The sequence below is a fragment of the Chryseobacterium sp. C-71 genome (assembly GCF_020911865.1).
GTDB lineage: Bacteria > Bacteroidota > Bacteroidia > Flavobacteriales > Weeksellaceae > Chryseobacterium.
The window spans coordinates 2,630,612-2,648,593 of record NZ_CP087131.1; the positions used below are offsets into that span (position 1 = coordinate 2,630,612).

The 17,982-nt window shown below is 35.1% G+C and carries 13 protein-coding genes; 10 read left to right on the plus strand and 3 right to left on the minus strand.

Going from position 1 to position 17,982, the window contains the following annotated elements:
* Positions 1–43: 43 nt before the first annotated feature.
* The 6 genes from LNP04_RS12135 to LNP04_RS12160 all read left to right on the plus strand — a co-directional run bounded on the left by LNP04_RS12135 (position 44) and on the right by LNP04_RS12160 (position 6,436).
* Positions 44–1,069, plus strand: coding sequence for a rod shape-determining protein (locus LNP04_RS12135; RefSeq protein WP_129535330.1), 1,026 nt, complete (start codon positions 44–46; stop codon positions 1,067–1,069).
* Positions 1,070–1,097: 28 nt separating this feature from the next.
* The gene (gene mreC / locus LNP04_RS12140) at positions 1,098–1,952 is read left to right on the plus strand and encodes a rod shape-determining protein MreC (protein WP_229983224.1); all 855 of its coding nucleotides are present in this window, start codon (positions 1,098–1,100) and stop codon (positions 1,950–1,952) included.
* Positions 1,945–2,451, plus strand: a complete 507-nt coding sequence (locus LNP04_RS12145) for a rod shape-determining protein MreD (protein WP_229983225.1) — start codon at positions 1,945–1,947, stop codon at positions 2,449–2,451. The genes mreC and LNP04_RS12145 overlap by 8 nt, the downstream gene beginning before the upstream one ends.
* Positions 2,448–4,472, plus strand: coding sequence for a penicillin-binding protein 2 (locus LNP04_RS12150; RefSeq protein WP_229983226.1), 2,025 nt, complete (start codon positions 2,448–2,450; stop codon positions 4,470–4,472). The genes LNP04_RS12145 and LNP04_RS12150 overlap by 4 nt, the downstream gene beginning before the upstream one ends.
* Positions 4,469–5,716, plus strand: a complete 1,248-nt coding sequence (rodA, locus tag LNP04_RS12155) for a rod shape-determining protein RodA (RefSeq protein ID WP_229983227.1) — start codon at positions 4,469–4,471, stop codon at positions 5,714–5,716. Before LNP04_RS12150 ends, rodA begins: the two co-directional genes overlap by 4 nt.
* 138 nt (positions 5,717–5,854) lie before the next feature.
* Positions 5,855–6,436 carry a pentapeptide repeat-containing protein gene (locus LNP04_RS12160; protein ID WP_229983228.1) on the plus strand — a complete coding sequence of 194 codons (582 nt, stop codon included), beginning with the start codon at positions 5,855–5,857 and terminating at the stop codon, positions 6,434–6,436.
* 23 nt (positions 6,437–6,459) lie between these two features.
* On the opposite strand, the gene LNP04_RS12165 is transcribed toward LNP04_RS12160, so the two are convergent.
* The 3 genes from LNP04_RS12165 to LNP04_RS12175 form a co-directional block, all read right to left on the minus strand.
* Positions 6,460–6,816, minus strand: coding sequence for a hypothetical protein (locus LNP04_RS12165; protein ID WP_229983229.1), 357 nt, complete (start codon positions 6,814–6,816; stop codon positions 6,460–6,462).
* 176 nt (positions 6,817–6,992) lie between these two features.
* Entirely contained in the window at positions 6,993–7,682 is a 690-nt protein-coding gene (locus LNP04_RS12170) for a C40 family peptidase (protein ID WP_229983230.1), read from the minus strand.
* A 340-nt stretch (positions 7,683–8,022) separates the two neighbouring features.
* Positions 8,023–10,218, minus strand: a complete 2,196-nt coding sequence (locus tag LNP04_RS12175) for a glutamine synthetase III (protein ID WP_229983231.1) — start codon at positions 10,216–10,218, stop codon at positions 8,023–8,025.
* Positions 10,219–10,531: 313 nt separating this feature from the next.
* On the opposite strand from LNP04_RS12175, the gene LNP04_RS12180 reads away from it, so the two are divergent.
* From LNP04_RS12180 to LNP04_RS12195, 4 genes are all read left to right on the plus strand, one after another.
* Positions 10,532–13,036, plus strand: coding sequence for a toxin-antitoxin system YwqK family antitoxin (locus LNP04_RS12180; protein ID WP_229983232.1), 2,505 nt, complete (start codon positions 10,532–10,534; stop codon positions 13,034–13,036).
* A gap of 178 nt (positions 13,037–13,214) precedes the next feature.
* Positions 13,215–14,906, plus strand: coding sequence for a DUF6909 family protein (locus LNP04_RS12185; RefSeq protein ID WP_229983233.1), 1,692 nt, complete (start codon positions 13,215–13,217; stop codon positions 14,904–14,906).
* Between the two features lie 250 nt (positions 14,907–15,156).
* A complete protein-coding gene (locus LNP04_RS12190; RefSeq protein WP_229983234.1) occupies positions 15,157–15,639 on the plus strand; it encodes a DinB family protein in 483 nt (160 codons plus the stop codon).
* A 262-nt stretch (positions 15,640–15,901) separates the two neighbouring features.
* Positions 15,902–17,743, plus strand: a complete 1,842-nt coding sequence (locus LNP04_RS12195) for a M1 family metallopeptidase (RefSeq protein WP_229983235.1) — start codon at positions 15,902–15,904, stop codon at positions 17,741–17,743.
* Positions 17,744–17,982 lie beyond the last annotated feature (239 nt).

Here is a 17,982-nt window from a genome sequence, read left to right on the forward strand (position 1 = left end):
GTCATTAATTTATATCTTTGTAAACTTAAATCAGGACAAAATTATGAGTATATTCGATATGTTTACGCAAGACATTGCGATAGACCTTGGAACTGCCAACACGCTTATCATCCACAATAACAAGATTGTTATAGATCAGCCATCAATTGTTGCAATTGAGCGTTCTACAGGTAAGCCAATCGCAGTAGGTGAGCAGGCGAAACATATGCAGGGTAAAACTCATGAGGATATCAAAACAATTCGTCCGTTGAAAGATGGTGTCATTGCAGATTTCCATGCTTCTGAGCACATGATCAAGGAGTTTATCAAGAAAATTCCTGGGATTAAAGGAAGATTTATTCAGCCTGCTTTAAGAATTGTAATCTGTATTCCATCAGGAATTACAGAAGTTGAAAAGAGAGCGGTAAGAGATTCTGCTCAAAAAGTAAACGCTAAAGATGTAAGGTTAATCTATGAGCCAATGGCAGCTGCAATAGGAGTTGGTATTGATGTTCAGAAACCTGAAGGAAATATGATCATCGACATAGGTGGTGGTACTACAGAAATTGCTGTCGTTGCTTTGGGAGGTATTGTTTGTGATAAATCTGTTAAAATTGCAGGTGATGTATTTACAAATGATATTGCTTATTTCCTGAGAACACACCATAACCTTTACATTGGTGAGAGAACTGCTGAAAGAGTTAAAATTGAAGTAGGTTCTGCTGTTGAAGATCTTGATGTGGATATTGAAGATATTCCAGTACAAGGTAGAGACTTGATTACTGGTAAACCAAAAGAAATTATGGTTGGCTACAAAGAAATCGCTCGTGCTTTGGATAAATCGATCATCAGAATTGAAGATGCAGTAATGGAAACACTTTCTCTTACACCTCCGGAATTGTCAGCTGATATTTACAAAACAGGTATTTATCTTGCTGGTGGTGGTGCTTTGTTGAGAGGCTTGGCAGACAGACTTCACAAGAAAACAGGTCTTCCGGTTTTTGTAGCTGAAGATCCTTTGAGAGCCGTTGTACGTGGTACAGGTATCGCACTTAAGAATATGGATAAATTCAATTTCTTAATTAAATAATTTTAACTTTTTACGACTCTTTATCTGAATGGGATTTTTGCTGAGATTATTTTCAAAGAATGCTCTTCTTGTCTTCTTTATTTTCCTGCAAATCATTGCTCTTGTTCTGATATTCTCTAAAAACGCGATGCAACAATCCTGGCTTGCGGGTCAGACGGCTGCGTTCAATTCATGGGTTTCGGGATATATCGATGAAGGAGTTTCTTATTTAAAACTAAAACAAACCAACGAAGATCTTGTTGCTCAAAACAAAGCCTTGATGCTTGAGCTTTACGGAAAACAAGGAGCGAAAAATCCTCTATTCAGAAAAGTACATGATACTTTGGGTGGCGGACAAATCTATACTTTCGTTGACGGTGAAATTGTTTTCAACAGTATCAACCGACGAAACAACTACTTTACCATCAACCGTGGTAGACGTGATGGAGTTCTTCCTCAGATGGGCGTCATGGCGCCAAAAGGAATTGCCGGAATTGTCATCAATTCTACAGACAGTTATGCTTTGGTGCAGTCTGTATTAAGTGTCAATAAAATCAGAATCAATGCGGCTCTTAAAAAATCCGGGTATTTCGGTACCTTGACCTGGAGAGGAGACAATTCAAGAGTGATGCACTTATCTGATGTTCCTAAATACGTTTCCCTGAAAATTGGCGATACCATTGTAACAGACGGTAAATCAGCAATTTTCCCTAAAGGAATTATGATTGGTACTGTCGCAGGATATACAGTAGATAATCAAACAGGATTTTGGGATATTTCTGTGGAGTTGAGCGAAAAAATGGGTGCTTTGAATAAAGTTTTCGTTGTTAAAAACCTTAAGAAAGCTGAGGTTCAGAAAATCAGCGACACGATGCAGGCCGTAATAAAAAAAGAAAATGATTAGCAGAACGTTATTTACAGATCTTTTGATCATGATTTTTCTGGTTGCATTACAGATATTTGTTTTGAACAGGATTACGCTGTTCGGAAAGTACACGCCGGTTTTGTATCCGGTTTTTGTGATGTTTTATCCTTTTTTTAGAAATAAATTTCAGTTTTTAGCTTTAAGTTTTTTAATTGGGTTGGCGATTGATGCTTTCCTCTATTCTTGGGGAATCAATGCTTTGGCGATGACTGTTGTAGCTTATTTCAGAACTTTAATCTTCAGAACTTCTACAGATACTTCTACCGATTTCTTCTCATTTCAGTCTTTGCAATGGACTCAGTTTTTGCTGTTCCTTTTTTCAAGTATATTTTTACATCAGCTTTTGGTACAGTATATTGAGTTTTTTAAATTCACCAGAATTTTTGAAATCTTACTTAATGTGTTGGTAACTAGTGTAATTTCTTTTATATTTATCATTATTTACGCATTAATCTTTAAAATCAAACAGAAAGTTTGAACACACGCCATATAAAAATCTTAACTGTTCTCATTGTTCTTGCTCTCATTTTTGTGGCAAGACTTTCTTATTTACAGTTGTTTACAGATCGGTATGCATTAAATGCTGCCAACACTTCCATCAAAACCGAATATATTATTCCTCAACGTGGAGTTATTTTTGACCGAAACGGTAAGATCATGGTGGGGAATCAGCCTGCTTACGAGATTTCTTTCACTCAGGCATTGATGAAGCCAGATTTTGATACCCTGTCTTTCTGCAGTTTAATGAAAATTGATAAAAGAGATTTTATTAAAAGAATTAATGTCATCAAAAAAGAAAAATATTATTCTAAACTGACTCCGATGACTTTCATCAAAGACCTCAGCAGAGAGGAAATTGCGAGAGTTCAGGAGATTATATTTAAATATCCCGCTTTCAGTATCGTTCAGCGTCCGCAAAGACAGTATGAAGTTTCTACTTCTGGAAACCTTTTGGGATATACCAGTGAAGTCAACGACAGAGAAATCAAAAAAGATTCTACTTATTATCTTCCAGGCGACCTCATCGGAAAAACAGGAATCGAAAAATCTTATGAAAAAGAACTTCGAGGAGTAAAAGGGATTAAATATATTCAGAAAGATATCAAGCTTAGAAACGTTGGTCCTTACAAAAATGGTTCTTTAGATCGGGACGTTATAACGGGAAAAGATATTACGCTGACAATCGATTACGATTTGCAAAGAATGGCAGAGGAAATGCTGGTAGATAAACATGGTGCTGTAGTTGCAATTGATCCTAATAACGGGGAAGTTTTGGTTGCTGCAACTGGTCCTGATATTGATCCTAATCTCTTCACTGGTCCGAATAAGTCTAAAAATCTTTACGCACTTTCAAAAGATACCATTTACGAAAACAAGCCTACATTCGATAGGTCGTTGCAGGCGGGTTATCCACCAGGTTCAACTTTTAAATTGCTGACAGCTTTAGCGGCAATGCAAATGGGCGTGATGGATGAGAAAACTATTTTCCCTTGTGGTGGTGGGTTTTATTATAAAGGAAAAAGAATAAAAGGTCACGGCGGAGCAGATCCGTTGATTCCTTCAATTCAGGTTTCAAGTAACTGTTTCTTTACCTATGCATTTATTGCAATTATTAAAAAATATCCTGGAAATCCTTCAAAAGGTGTTGACGAGTGGAAAAAAATCATGAGCAGCTTTGGCGTTGGAGAGTTTTTAAATAATGATTTTGCGGTAGGTGCAAAAGGCAGAATTCCTTCAGGGGATTTTTATGAAAGAAGATTTAAAGCCATTATTAAAGCAAACGGTTCTAAGAAAGACGATTATAAAAATTGGGACGAAATGTCTACCGGAGCCATCTATAACGGAATGGGGCAAGGTGATGTAATGGTAACGCCTCTTCAGTTGGCAAACTATGTTTCTGCAATTGCCAATCGCGGCTGGTATTACACGCCTCATATCGTAAAATCAATCGATGGGAAACCAAATCCTGATCCTCGATTTAAAAAAAGACACCAGACTTTAGTTGATCCAAAACATTTTGAACCTGTCCTTAAAGGTATGGAAGCAGTAGTTTTGCGAGGAACGGCGAGAGGCTTAATGTCTAAAGATTTTACTCAATTGGCCAAAACCGGAACAGCGCAGGTTCCTCAGGGAAAAGATAATTCGATTTTTGTTTTGATTGCTCCTGCAGATAAACCAAAAATTGTAGTAGTTGCTGTAATGGAACATGCAGGATTTGGTGCTACTTGGGCGGGGCCAGCTTGTACGGTAATTGCCGAAAAATATATTACCGGAGATCTTAAACGTGAACATCTCTACAAAAAAATGATTACTTCGAGCTTCATGCCCGAATATAAAAGACAGTGGATTGCTGATCTCAAAAGAAAAGGCCTTTACAAAGAGCCTAAGCCCGATTCTCTTAAACTTAAGAGAATACAAGACAGCTTAAATCTTGTCAAAAAAGCAAAAGAAAAACTGAACGCTAAGAAAGTTGAACCTAAAAAAACCGCCAAACCATGAAGTGGACAGAAGGAATAGATAAATTGGGGATTGGCTTGTATCTCTTGCTTTGTATTTTTGCTATTGCCAACATTTACAGCGTAGATGAAGGTTTAGGTAAAAAACAACTTTTGTTTTTCGGTATTTCTCTGTTTGTTGGATTGATTATTTTCTTCAGCAGAAGCAAGTTTTTTGAAAATATGTCCGGGATTATTTATGTAGGAGGAGTTCTGATGCTTGTTGGTCTTCATATTTTCGGAACAGAAATTCTGGGTCAGAAGAATTGGTATAAATTCGGGAGTTTTACCATGCAACCAGTTGAATTTTCCAAGATTGGGGTGGCTTTGATGCTTGCTAATTATGTTTCAGGATCAGAATTTAATTTAAAAAATAGAACCTCATTAATAGCAGTTTTAGCAATCATAGGTATTCCTGCGATTGTAGTACTTTCAATTCCTGATGTTGGTTCCTTGTTGGTTTTTACGGCATTTTTTATTGCTTTGTATCGTGAAGGTCTTAGCGGAAAACTTTTTCTGATTGGAGGGCTTTTCGGAGTTGTTTTTCTTTTAGCTAATTATCTCAACGATCCTCTGCAATGGAGTTTATGGTATTTTACCGGATTTATTATTTTCATTGGCGGATTATGGTTTGCGTTTAACGCAGCTTTTCTCCGTAAAAATATATACACACTTTTACCGGGTGTCGGAATTGTTCTTCTTTTGGCAGCATTATCATTTATTTCGCCTGTCATTTTTGAAAAATTGCCTAAACACCAACAAGAAAGGGTAGAGGTTTTGTATAAAGGAGAGCGTGAATTCCGTGATACTTCAGGGTATAACTTATTGTATTCAAAAACAGCAATCGGTTCTGGTGGATTTTTTGGAAAAGGCTTCCGCGAAGGTTCTGTAACGCAAGGAAAATTTGTTCCGGAGCAGGAAACCGATTATATATTTTGTACAGTTGGTGAAGAATGGGGTTTTCTTGGAAGTACCATTTTGGTTCTTGCGTATATGGTATATATCGGACGAATCTATTATCTCGCAGAAAAGCAGAAATCGACCTTTAACAGGGTTTTTGGGTATTCATTTGCCTCAATCCTGTTGATGCACTTTTCGATCAATTTAGGCATGGTTATGGGTTTGTTTCCGACCGTTGGTATTCCGTTGCCATACTTCAGTTATGGTGGAAGTTCATTACTAGCCTTTTCGATGATGACTTTTATTTTCTTTAAATTGAATTATGCTGATAAAAACAGTTTGGTGTAAGGCTGGGAGTTAGAAGCGGGATGATTGAAGTTTACATTCATGTTGCGAATTTTTCGAAAATAAATCTGTACAGTTTGCTCTCAGTCAGTGAGATGAAATTTCTATCACCTTCCTTTTTTTAAATAAATCTTAAAGTCAATGAACGAAGCTTACGTTTTAGATCAAAATTATACTCAGTTAAATTTTGCTGAATCACCATTGCAGATTGGCGAATACGAAAACTGCACGTTTCAGAATTGCAATTTTGAATACGTTGATCTTTCCCAATTTAAATTTACCAACTGCGAATTCACAGACTGTAATTTAAGCATGACCAAACTTAGTGGAGCAGCCTTTCGTGATGTGTTTTTCAAAGACTGCAAAATGTTCGGGATGCATTTTGACGACTGTAACGAGTTTGGAATGTCTTTTAAATTTGAAGGATGCGCGTTGAATAATTCTGTTTTCTATAAAACTTCCATAAAAAGAACATTATTTAAAAATTGTAAGCTGATTGAAGTTGATTTTGCTGAAGCTGATCTGTCAAATTCAGTATTTTCAAACTGTGATTTCAACGGCGCCACATTCGAAAGAACTAATTTAGAAAAAACAGATTTTAGAACATCTTTCAATTACACCATCAATCCTGATTCAAACAAGCTAAAGAAGACCAAATTTTCACTTTCTGAAATTCACGGGCTCTTACGTCAACTCGATATAGAAATCGATAAAAACAACTGATTAAAAAAGTATATCATCCTTAATTAATGCCCATTTTGAATCAGGAAATCTTTCCACATTATTAAAATATTTTTTAAATCAACTAGTGGAATTATCTGTAAAAGCTTTGAATCACCAATATTCAAATATATATCTGCACTTTGATGATCTATATATGCTGTATATATTTCAGTATGTAGCATGTTGTCTCCTTCAGGATCAAGTCCGCCATTTGCATATAAGTCTATTTTTTGTAAAAACTCATCTATTGTGTTGGTATCAAAACAATCATCCAGCATTTCTGAAATACCTCCACCTGAAGCACCGAGCGTAATCCTATTATGTGCATCAAAATTTTTTAAAAACTTTAAATTATATTTATTTAACAAAGCAACGTTCATGATATTTCTATTTAAAATGAAGGATGATGAAGTTCCCGCTAAAAATACTACATCTATCTGAATACTGATTGTATTGATGAAATTACTGTTAATTTAGGCTTTATACCTTTTACTTATAAAAAAATTAAAGCCATCAAATTTTGATGGCTTCGTTTATATAAATCAATTATTTAAAACTAAAAACTAGTAGAGGCTAAGTTGTTGTAGCTTTCTCCGTTCTCATTGATTACTCTTTTGGCAAACCTGAATTTTGGTCCCCAATAAGAATCGTTCAATGAAGAGATCATTACTCCTTTTGAAGTCGCTGCATGAATAAATTTCACTTCACCTTCTTCTGTTACATCTTCCACAATTCCTACGTGAGAAATTCTTCTACCGTGAGAAAAGAAGATTAGATCACCTTTCTGAAGGTTTTCTTTATCGATAGCTTCTCCTTCCTGAGACTGAGATGCTGCAACTCTTGGTAAAGTAAGTCCTGCTGCTGCTCCGAATACTGATAACACAAATGCTGAACAGTCGATTCCGTTTCTTGTAGTTCCTCCGTATCTGTAAGGAGTTCCTAAGTATGTTGAAGCTTCCGTTAGGATATTATCAATAGTCTTATTGTGTTTAATCGCTTTTGCGATTTCAGAATTTTTTAAAGAATTTTTTGCGTTTGAGATGGCTACTGCTTTTTCAGATATAAAAGAGTTGATTAACAACTTCTTATCATTCTCTATCTTAGTGTCTAAAGCAACTAGTTTGGCATCTGTTTTGTACTCTTTAGTGTAGGTTGCCGGTTTTGAAACTACGTAATTCGTAACGCATGATTGTAGTGATATTGTTGAAACGAAAGCAACTAAATAAAACAAAACTCTTTTCTTCATATTTTTTAATTTCCGGTTGAAAAAGAAATATTTATTTCTCTAAAGCCCTACAAAAGTAGAGATTCCATCTAAGACAGCCTCGATATGATTATTGTCATGTTCTTGTTTTAACACTATTTAACATATCGGAGAAATTTGTTAAAGAAAAAACTGCTGTTAATCGCTTGTTTTGGTGAATTCGCCAAATTTTTCATTAAGATTTTTTAACATAATAAATACACAGTTCTTTGTTGATCGGAGTTCTTTAAAATCAAACATTAAGAAATCTGCTGTTAAAAAGGCATAAAAAAAGTTCCCCGAATAATCGGAGAACCTTCACTAATATGGAACTTTACAGATGTTATCTTGTAAATAACATTTCTCTATATTTCGTCATTGGCCAAAGTTCATCATCAACCATCATTTCAAGATCGTCTGATGCATCTCTGATTGCGTCAAATAATGGCTTTACTTTATTACAGTAATGTTCTGCCTGAGTTTGGCTTTCAGATACTGCTTTTGCGTTCGCTCTTGCTTCAAGAAGCTGTTCAACACCCAATTTGATTGTTGAGATATTTTCTGAAATATTGGTAATCAAACTTATTTGCTCTTTTGCCAATGTTTTGAATTCTTTTTCTCCGAAAATATCTTTAAGACCTCTTACGTTTTCAATTAATCTGTTCTGATAATTTAAAGCGGAAGGAATGATGTGGTTTCTTGCAATGTCACTCAAAACTCTTGCTTCGATATCAATAACTGTTGAATATTTTTCTAATTTGATTTCGTTTCTAGCTTCAACTTCTCTATGGTTGAAAATTCCGATTTCTTCATATAGATCAAGAAACTTTTGGTTCATTTCCTGCTTCAATGCTTCAGGAGTGGTTTTCCAGTTGTTTAATCCTCTTTTTTCAGCTTCTACAGCCCAGTCATCAGAATATCCATCTCCTTCAAACATAATGTTTTTACACTGCTTGATGTATTCTCTCAAAACGTTGAAGATCGCTTCGTCTTTCTTAAGACCTGTTTCAATTAAAGCATCAACTTCTTTTTTAAAATCGCTTAATTGCTTTGCTGCAATAGTGTTCATTACCGTCATAGATTCTGCGCAGTTTGCAGAAGAACCTACCGCTCTGATCTCAAATTTATTTCCTGTAAATGCAAAAGGAGAAGTTCTGTTTCTGTCAGTATTATCCAACAAGATTTCAGGAATTTTTCCAACAACATTTAGTTTTAAATCAGTTTTTTCGTCTGGTGAAAGTTTTCCTTCGGTTACTTTTTCAAGTTCTTCCAAAACTCTGAACAACTGGCTTCCGATAAATACAGAAATAATTGCCGGTGGAGCTTCGTTTGCCCCCAATCTGTGATCGTTGCTTGCAGACGCGATACTTGCTCTTAAAAGATCTGCATATTCGTGAACTGCTTTAATGGTATTCACGAAGAATGTTAAGAACTGTAAGTTTTTCTTAGGGTTTTTTCCTGGGCTTAAAAGGTTTTCACCTGTATCAGTTGCTAAAGACCAGTTGTTATGCTTTCCGCTTCCGTTTACTCCTGCGAATGGTTTTTCGTGGAATAAAATATGGAAATGGTGTCTGTGAGCAATTCTTGCCATTACGTCCATCAACAATGAGTTGTGATCAACCGCAACGTTTACTTCTTCAAACATTGGTGCAAGCTCAAATTGGTTTGGAGCCACCTCGTTGTGTCTTGTTGTTACTGGGATACCCAATTTCATACATTCAACTTCCAATTCTTTCATGAAATTCATTACTCTTGTAGGAATTGAACCGAAATAATGGTCGTCTAATTGTTGCCCTTTTGCAGGAGAATGTCCCAATAAAGTTTTACCTGTTAAAACCAAATCCGGACGAGATTGATATAATGCTGAATCAACCAGAAAATATTCTTGCTCCCACCCTAAAGTAGGAGTTACTTTTGTTACATTTTTGTCGAAATACTGCATTACGTTGGTTGCAGCTTCGTCTACGGCGTGCAAAGCTCTCAATAAAGGTGCTTTGTAATCTAAAGTTTCTCCTGTGTAAGAGATAAAAATTGAAGGGATACATAAAGTAGTTCCCATAATGAATGCAGGAGATGTAGGATCCCAAGCCGTGTAACCTCTTGCTTCAAACGTGTTTCTGATACCGCCGTTAGGGAAAGAAGATGCATCTGGTTCTTGCTGAATCAATAAGTTTCCGCTGAATCTTTCAATTGCTCTACCACCTTCGATAGGTGTGAAGAATGAATCGTGCTTTTCTGCAGTACTTCCAGTTAATGGCTGAAACCAGTGCGTGTAGTGGGTAACACCTTTGCTCATTGCCCAATCTTTCATAGCTACTGCTACCTGATCTGCAATTAATCTCTGGATTTTACTTCCTTTCTTAATAGCATCCATAATAGATTGGAATGCTTCTTTTGTTAAATATTCTCTCATGGTGTTTTCAGAGAATACATTTTCACAAAATAATTCTGATAATTTAGCAGGAATTTCTACCGAATTATCTTTTCTAAAGTCCTTGAATGGTAAAGTTTCTAAAGCTTTAAATCTTAAAGTTGACATATAGTGTTGAATTTTATGTGGCAAATTTACAAAAAAAATGAATTGAAAATAAATTACCCTAATTTTTTTAGACTATTTTATTGTTTGTTTTGATTTAAATCTCAATTGACCCCTGTTTTAATATGGGGGTGTTTTAAATGAAATTAATTTTTAGTTTAAATAGAATTAATATGAGTGCAGATAGATATTTTTTCTCTTGAAATAGGATTTAATATTAAGTTTAAACATTTTGAGAGTAACAATTTTCCTGAACTCCTCTAAAAACAAGCTTATGATGCTAAAGAATTCTTATTTTTGAATAAATCAAAACCCGATGATAAAAAAAATCACCCTAATTATTTCTTGCCTGTTCTTGCAGATGCTTTTTTCTCAAAAATCAGATCCTATATATTATGATAAAGATTGGGAAGTCACAACAAAAGCAAATGCTTCTTTTTATCGACTAATGCCTTTGAAACAAATTGGTGAATTGGTTTTGCTTCAGGATTTTTATATCAACGGAACTCAACAGTTTGAAGGCTACACTTTGAAGACTAATGAAAATGCATACGTTGGCGATATTATTTGGTACGACGAAAATGGAAATGATGAAAATTTTAAACAATATCGAAACGATACAAAAAACCTTACCTTATTATATTATCATCCGAATGGGAAAGTCAGAAAAAAGGTTCAGTATAAAAATGGGGTAAAAGATGGTGAAGCTATAATCTATAGTACAGACGGAGCTGTTTTAATGAAAGGAATTTACGCAAAAGGAAAACCTGAAAACGGAAGTTTTGAAAAAGTGAAAAACAATGAAGACTATGATTATAATGAAAAGGTTGAAGAAATTTCTATGTCTGAAACCGGAAATCACCATCATGAAGAGGGTGTTGAAGTTCCACCACCGCCTCCGGTTCCATTAAAAACAGCTGAAGCAGCTCCGCAAACCGTTGAGCTTTTGGAGCCTATGGATGAAGAAAATGTTTCAAAAAAAATAAAAAACAGAAAAACAGTTACTGAAAAAATATTTTGGGTAAACTCTAAACAACTCGCTCAGGAAACAGTTTTTGCCATTGATAGAGGTTATTTTAAATCTATCGAACGGAAAAATTACGACAAGTCAGGAAAATTAATTCAATTTTTGAATGAAGCCAACTTTTATGATTACGGAAGTGATATTACATATGGATTGGATTATGAGTATTATCTCCAAAATAATTTTGCAACGGAAGTTAAAACCATTATAAAATATGTTGGTAAATTAAGATCAGGGAAGAATTTGTTATATTTTCCAAACGGAAAAATAGCAACAGAAACTTTGTATAAAGAAGGCTGGAAAGATGGAGAAGAAATTGCTTACACCGAAGATGGAAAAATAAAAAGCAAAAGAATTTATAAAAAAGATGAGCCTTTCCAAGGGAATTTTGATGAAAATGTAGCTGCGTTTGTGGTGAATTTAAATTATGTAAATGGTGTAAAAGAAGGTGAAGCGATTGCTGTAGATGAAGGAAAACAAATTGTTGCTAAAGGTGTTTACAAAAACGGAAAACCTTTTAACGGAACTTTTATTGAAAAAATACAAGACAATTCTGATGATTACGAATTGATCAATGTTGAAAACTTCATGAAAAACGGTTTGCAGAAAGTTTTCGGTTATAAATTGGAAAATTTAGAAAAAACTTATACTTCTAAAGATGGAAAGTTGGATGGATTAACAACTTTCTATGATGATGGTAAAGTGGCAGGAACTTTAGAATATAAAAGCGACGAACCTTATAACGGGACTTTGGTTGATGAAGAAAAAATAACAGTTTACAAAAATGGAAAAATCACTGAAGAAACTTTTTTTGAAGAACAATATAATAAGGATAGAATTCAAAAACAAAAAATCTACGAAAACGGAATTTTAGCAAAAATCAAAGATTATTCTTTTGCGATTTCAGAAAAACCCCAAAATTTTTACGAAGGCATTTTAAAGAACGGAAAACCTTTTTCCGGATATTTTGAAACTGAAGATGATCGTGAATTTAAGCATGTTAATTATTTTGAAAACGGAATTCTAAAATTTCAATATTCAAATGATTATCTGAAAAACATGGACAATTTCAGACATCAGAATTACAATATCAAATCCACCTACAAAGACGGAAAAATATACGATGGCGTTGAGTATGTTTTAAAAGAAAAACAATTCATCTCAAGATATTGGAAAAATGGAGTCTTGAAAAGTTTCGACTGGGATTTGTTTGCGATGCATTATTTCAACAGAATTCATTTTGAACTGAAAAATAATACGATTGAAATCAGCGATATGCAGGCAAACAGAAGGGCTGAAATTAAAATTGACCAATCTAAAAATACGTTTAATAAACAGCTTTCTATCGATGGGAAAATAGTTGACGGTACGAGAAAAGATCATTTAGAGTCAAAATATAAAGAAGGTATCATTATTTATCACGAGAAAGAAGGCAAAATTATTTCAACTACTGTAAACCCAATGGATGAATCGATGAAGCCAACTGAAGGAACTGAATTGTTTTATAAAGTTTATATGATGGTCAAAGAGACTTCAGGTCTTCAAGAAAATTTCAGTATGCTGGCAGAAAAAATTTCGGGCGACAAATTGATTGAAGAAACCGACGAAAACCGCATTGTTACTGGAATTCAAATTGATTCTGAAGGAAAACCAAAAGATGGAATTCTCATTACTCCTGCTCAAAACAATACTTATACTTTGCAATTATATGTAAGTCGAAAGTTGATTAAAACGATAGAGAAAGTTAGTTTCAGCAAAATAGAAGATGAAATAAAAAAGCTGGAAAAGTTGGATTGAGATGTGATTTTTAAATATGAATAAAACTTATTCCAGTTTTCTTTTTAATTATGGTCGTAAATATTAATTTTAAAAAGTTTAAAAATTCAATTTAAAAGATAATCGTTTGGTTTAAAGCGATTTAAAATATTAAATATATTTTTCGTAACTTAGCAGACTTTTTATAAAAATTTAATATATGACAAATTCTAGAGCAAGAGAAACCACCGAGGCAATTGAAAGACTATACATTTCTATGAGACATCTGTTTTATAGAGGTTTTTTCAAGCCAAGCGGAGTTTCCGGAGAGAGCATTAGAAGTTTGTTAAAAACGATCAATCCCGAAATTTACGGTACCATGAGCGTTCCAAGCAAGTTGGAGCTTGATGGTTTGATGTATGTTTTAGACAGACTTCCGGAAGGAATAGAAGAATGCGCTTTCATTCATCTTACATCAGACGAAGGTTTTGATAAAGGGAGTTTTGAGCCGATCGTTCCGAAAAAGAGAAGAAGAAACTGTTACCGAATAGACGAACATCAGATGAATATCGAGGTTCTTTTGGGACGTTCAGAAATCTATGATATTCTTACGCATTTAACGTTCTTATTTATAGAAGCCGATAAAATCCGTAATCTCGCATTTATTCAGGATGAAAACTGGAAGCCGACAAGAGCTTTCAAAATCATCGAAGAAGTGGTGAAAGGCGAAAAAAAATTCAGCAGAAGAGAAAAAGAAGTCGCATTGATTCACCTTTCTTCTTTAATAGGAAGAACTTTCGATGAAACTTTAAATGCATACAATACTTTCGGTGACGATGAAAATCCGGACAGATTATTCAAGATCATTTACCATTTAGGAAAAGTGAGTCTCGAAGACGCTAAACAAAGCCGTGAGCGCGAAATTTATTTCAGTGCAATTTTAAAGGAAAGAGTTGGTCATCATTACTTCGGTGAAAAATGGGCTCACAAAGTGAAAGAAGTTTTATTTGAAAATGATCTTCACATGCGTCCGTTACACATTATTTCGGCAAATATGCATTCTGTGAAAAATATGCTGTACGGAAATGATGCTTTAAAGAAAAAAGACACCAAAGACGTTGATTACAAGCTCTATGGCGAGATTTCAGATAAAAAAGATCTTCGTGACAAAGTTTCAAAATACGCTTTGGAAGAAGGTTTAGTTTACATCAATGACAAAAGCGGAAGTAATATAGACGTTCAGATTATCGATTTAAGCAAGACAAATCTTAAAAACACTCCTTTCGGTCACTTAAAATATGACGGAGACGATGTCATTATGGTTTTCGATTATGCATTTGGCGAACAGGCTTTTGAGGTAATGGACGAATTACTAAGACCTTTTGAGCAGAAAGGTGAAGTTTATATGATGAAGGTAAAATCTGTTTCCATTATGGGTAAAGCAGGAATTCTTGCCGGTGGGAAAGGTGACATTATGATCCCAACTTCCCACATCTTTGAAGGAACGGCAGATAATTATCCTTTTGAAAACGCTTTAAAGCTTGATGATTTTAAAGATGATGAATTGAAAGCTTTCGAAGGACCGATGATTACAGTTTTAGGAACTTCACTTCAGAACAGAGACATTCTTCAATATTTTATGAATACTTCATGGAAGGCTATTGGACTTGAAATGGAAGGTGCGCATTACCAAAAAGCAATTCAGGTCGCATCAAAAATCAGGCATCATATTGCGCCCGATCTTTTTGTAAGTTATGCCTATTATGCTTCAGATAATCCTTTGGAAACGGGAGCTACACTATCTTCTGGCGGTTTAGGATTGACAGGTGTGAAACCGACCTATCTGATTACTTTAAGAATTCTTGAAAAAATCTTACAAAGCGGAAAGAAAGAAATTTCTTCTAAGAAATAATTCTGATTACTCAGAATACATTTAATTCTTCAAGGTTTTGGAAACCTTGGAGGATTTTTTTTAGATTTTAGTCGTATCAACCTTGTCAAGGTTTTAAACCTTGACAAGGTTACTTAGAATAGATGATATCGTTTCATTCGTGAATTCGTGGCATTACATTTTTGGTTATTTAAAAAAAAATCTGCGAAAATCTGCGTGGTCTGTGGGAAACTCAAAAAATATTATCTTTAAACTTATTAAAACTAAAGAAATGAGCACACCCTCACAGTTAGCCAAAAGATTCCGTGAAGTTTTATTGGATGGAAGATGGATTGCCAATACCAATTTTAAAGATCAGCTTTCAGATGTCACTTGGGAGCAAGCAACAACGAAAATTGCTGATGTAAACACTATCGCAATGCTCACATTTCACATTGATTATTACATCGCAGGAATTCTCAATGTTTTTGAAGGTGGTGATCTGGAAATTAAAGATCAATTCAGCTTCGATCTTCCTCCGATTGGATCTCAGGAGCAATGGGAAGTGCTTTTAAATAAATTGTTGAACGATTCTGAAAAGTTTGCAACATTATTAGAAGAGATGCCCGATTCTAAAATGAATGAAGTTTTCGTAGATGAAAAATACGGAACGTATCTAAGGAATATTGACGGAATGATTGAACACGCTTATTATCATTTGGGGCAGATTGCTTTGATTAAAAAAATGATTTTGTTTAAATTTAAACACGAATAAAACTAAGGTTTTTCACGGATCACTAACTATTGGTGTTGTCCGTGGTTAAGAAATCTCCCACAGATCTCGCAGATGTTCACAGATTTTTATGCGTAATCATCTGTGCTAATCCGTGTGATCTGCGGAAAAAAAAATTCACCAAATCTTTAATAGAAAATTTAACCTCATCCCTATTAAACAATCAAAAGATACAACCAAGCTTGAATATCACATTTGAGCCTCTTTCAAAATTTACTTACCTTTAAAAAAAAATAAATCTTCAATGAAAAAATCGTTTGCAATACTCTTTGCTTTGATCCTTTCACAATTTCAGGCGCAGCAGAATGCCTATTATCAGCAGGCTGCCCAATATAAGATGGATATTGATGTCAATGCAGAAAAATTTACCTACGAAGGAAATCAGACTCTTAATTATTCCAATAACTCTCCCGACGAACTTAATGTCGTGTATTTCCATTTGTACTGGAACGCTTTTAAACCCAATTCAATGATGGATCAGAGAGTTGCCGGACAGGGAAAAAATGGAGATTCAAGATTGCAGAAAGACGGCGTTTCAAGATTGGCATCGATTCCGAAAGATCAGGAAGGCGCTCAAAATATCCACTGGATCAAACAAAACGGAAAGAATCTGAAGTTTGAAATTCAGGAAACAGTGATGAAGGTTTATTTAAATGAATCTTTAAAACCCAATTCAAAAACCACTTTCACAATGGAGTGGGATGCCGTAATTCCTCAACAAATTAGAAGAAGCGGAAGAAACAACCGTGAAGGCGTTGATATGACGATGTCTCAATGGTATCCGAAAATTGCAGAATACGATTATGACGGATGGGCAACTTTCGATTATGTAGGAAGAGAATTTCATGCTCCGTTTGCAGATTTTGATGTAACCATTAAAATCAACAAAGATTATGTAATAGGAGCGGGCGGAACGCTTTTGAATCCTACCGAAGTAAAAGGCTACGATACCTCAGCAAAAATTAAAGCCGATAAAAATAAAGCGAGCTGGAAATGGACTGCCAAAAATATGCTCGACTTTGCTTGGGCGGCAGACAAAGATTATTCGGTAGAAAGTTTTGATGTTCCGCAAGGTCCGAAAGTGTTTTTTGTATATCAGAAAAATGACAAAACCAAAGCATGGGGTGAAGCGCAGCCTTACGTGACGAAGTATTTCCAGATTATGAATTCCCGTTTTGGGAAATATGCTTATCCTTCTTATGCTTTCATTCAAGGTGGTGACGGCGGTATGGAATACGGAATGTGTACGATGATTTTAGGTGAAGCAAAAAATCTTGAAGATTTAATGGGGCTAATGGTTCACGAAGGTTCGCACTCTTGGTATCAGCAGATGCTGGCAACCAATGAACCTCTGAGACCATGGATGGATGAAGGCTTTACAAGCTATGCAGAAAGCATTGTGATGCATCAGCTTTTCCCACCAAAAGATGAAAGACCGAATCCTTTTGTTGATAAAATAAATGCATACAGAGGAATTGTACAAAAAGGAATTGAAGAGCCTGCAGTTTGGCTCGGTGACCACCACGACAATGGCACTGCGTACAGTTTTGCAAGTTATGTGAAAGGTGAATTGTATCTGGTGCAGTTAGGCTACATCGTTGGTGAGCAGAATTTAGAAAAAATCATGACCGAATATTTCAAAGAGTGGAGCATGAAACATCCTACCGACAGAGATTTCCTGCATATTGCACAGAAAGTTTCGGGGATGGATCTGAAGTGGTTTCATCATTACTGGATCAACACCACAAAAACCATCGATTACGGAATTAAAGACATACAATACGACACAAAATCGACTACGATAACGTTGCTGAACAACGGTCAGGTTCCTATGCCTATTGATTTTTCTGTAATGACGACAGATAAGAAAATCATTACCTACTACATTCCGATGAACATGACCCATACCTGGAAACAGACAGACGGCTACGGTGATTTTACCACAGAAAAATACTGGCCGTGGACGCAGAAAGAATATACCCTTACGATTCCTTACACAAAATCTCAATTGTCGCTTTTAGGCATAGATTTCAGCCAGAGAATGGCGGATGTAAATCCTGAAAACAATTTTGTTGAAGTGAAATAGTTGAATTTAAATACATAAATAATCCCCGAAGAGTTTTTCTTTGGGGATTTTGTTTTGTATCAATGAAAACTGCATTTGGTTACAAACAAGAGTGTTTGGTCTTCTGTAAGTTGCATTTTGTTTCCCACAACTTGCGGGAGACTAAATGCAGTTGCATTTTCTTTAAAACAGATCTGTTTTAAATCTATGTATTTTGCATGTTGTTACAAACAGGTCTGTTTGTAATGTTTGTAAGTTGT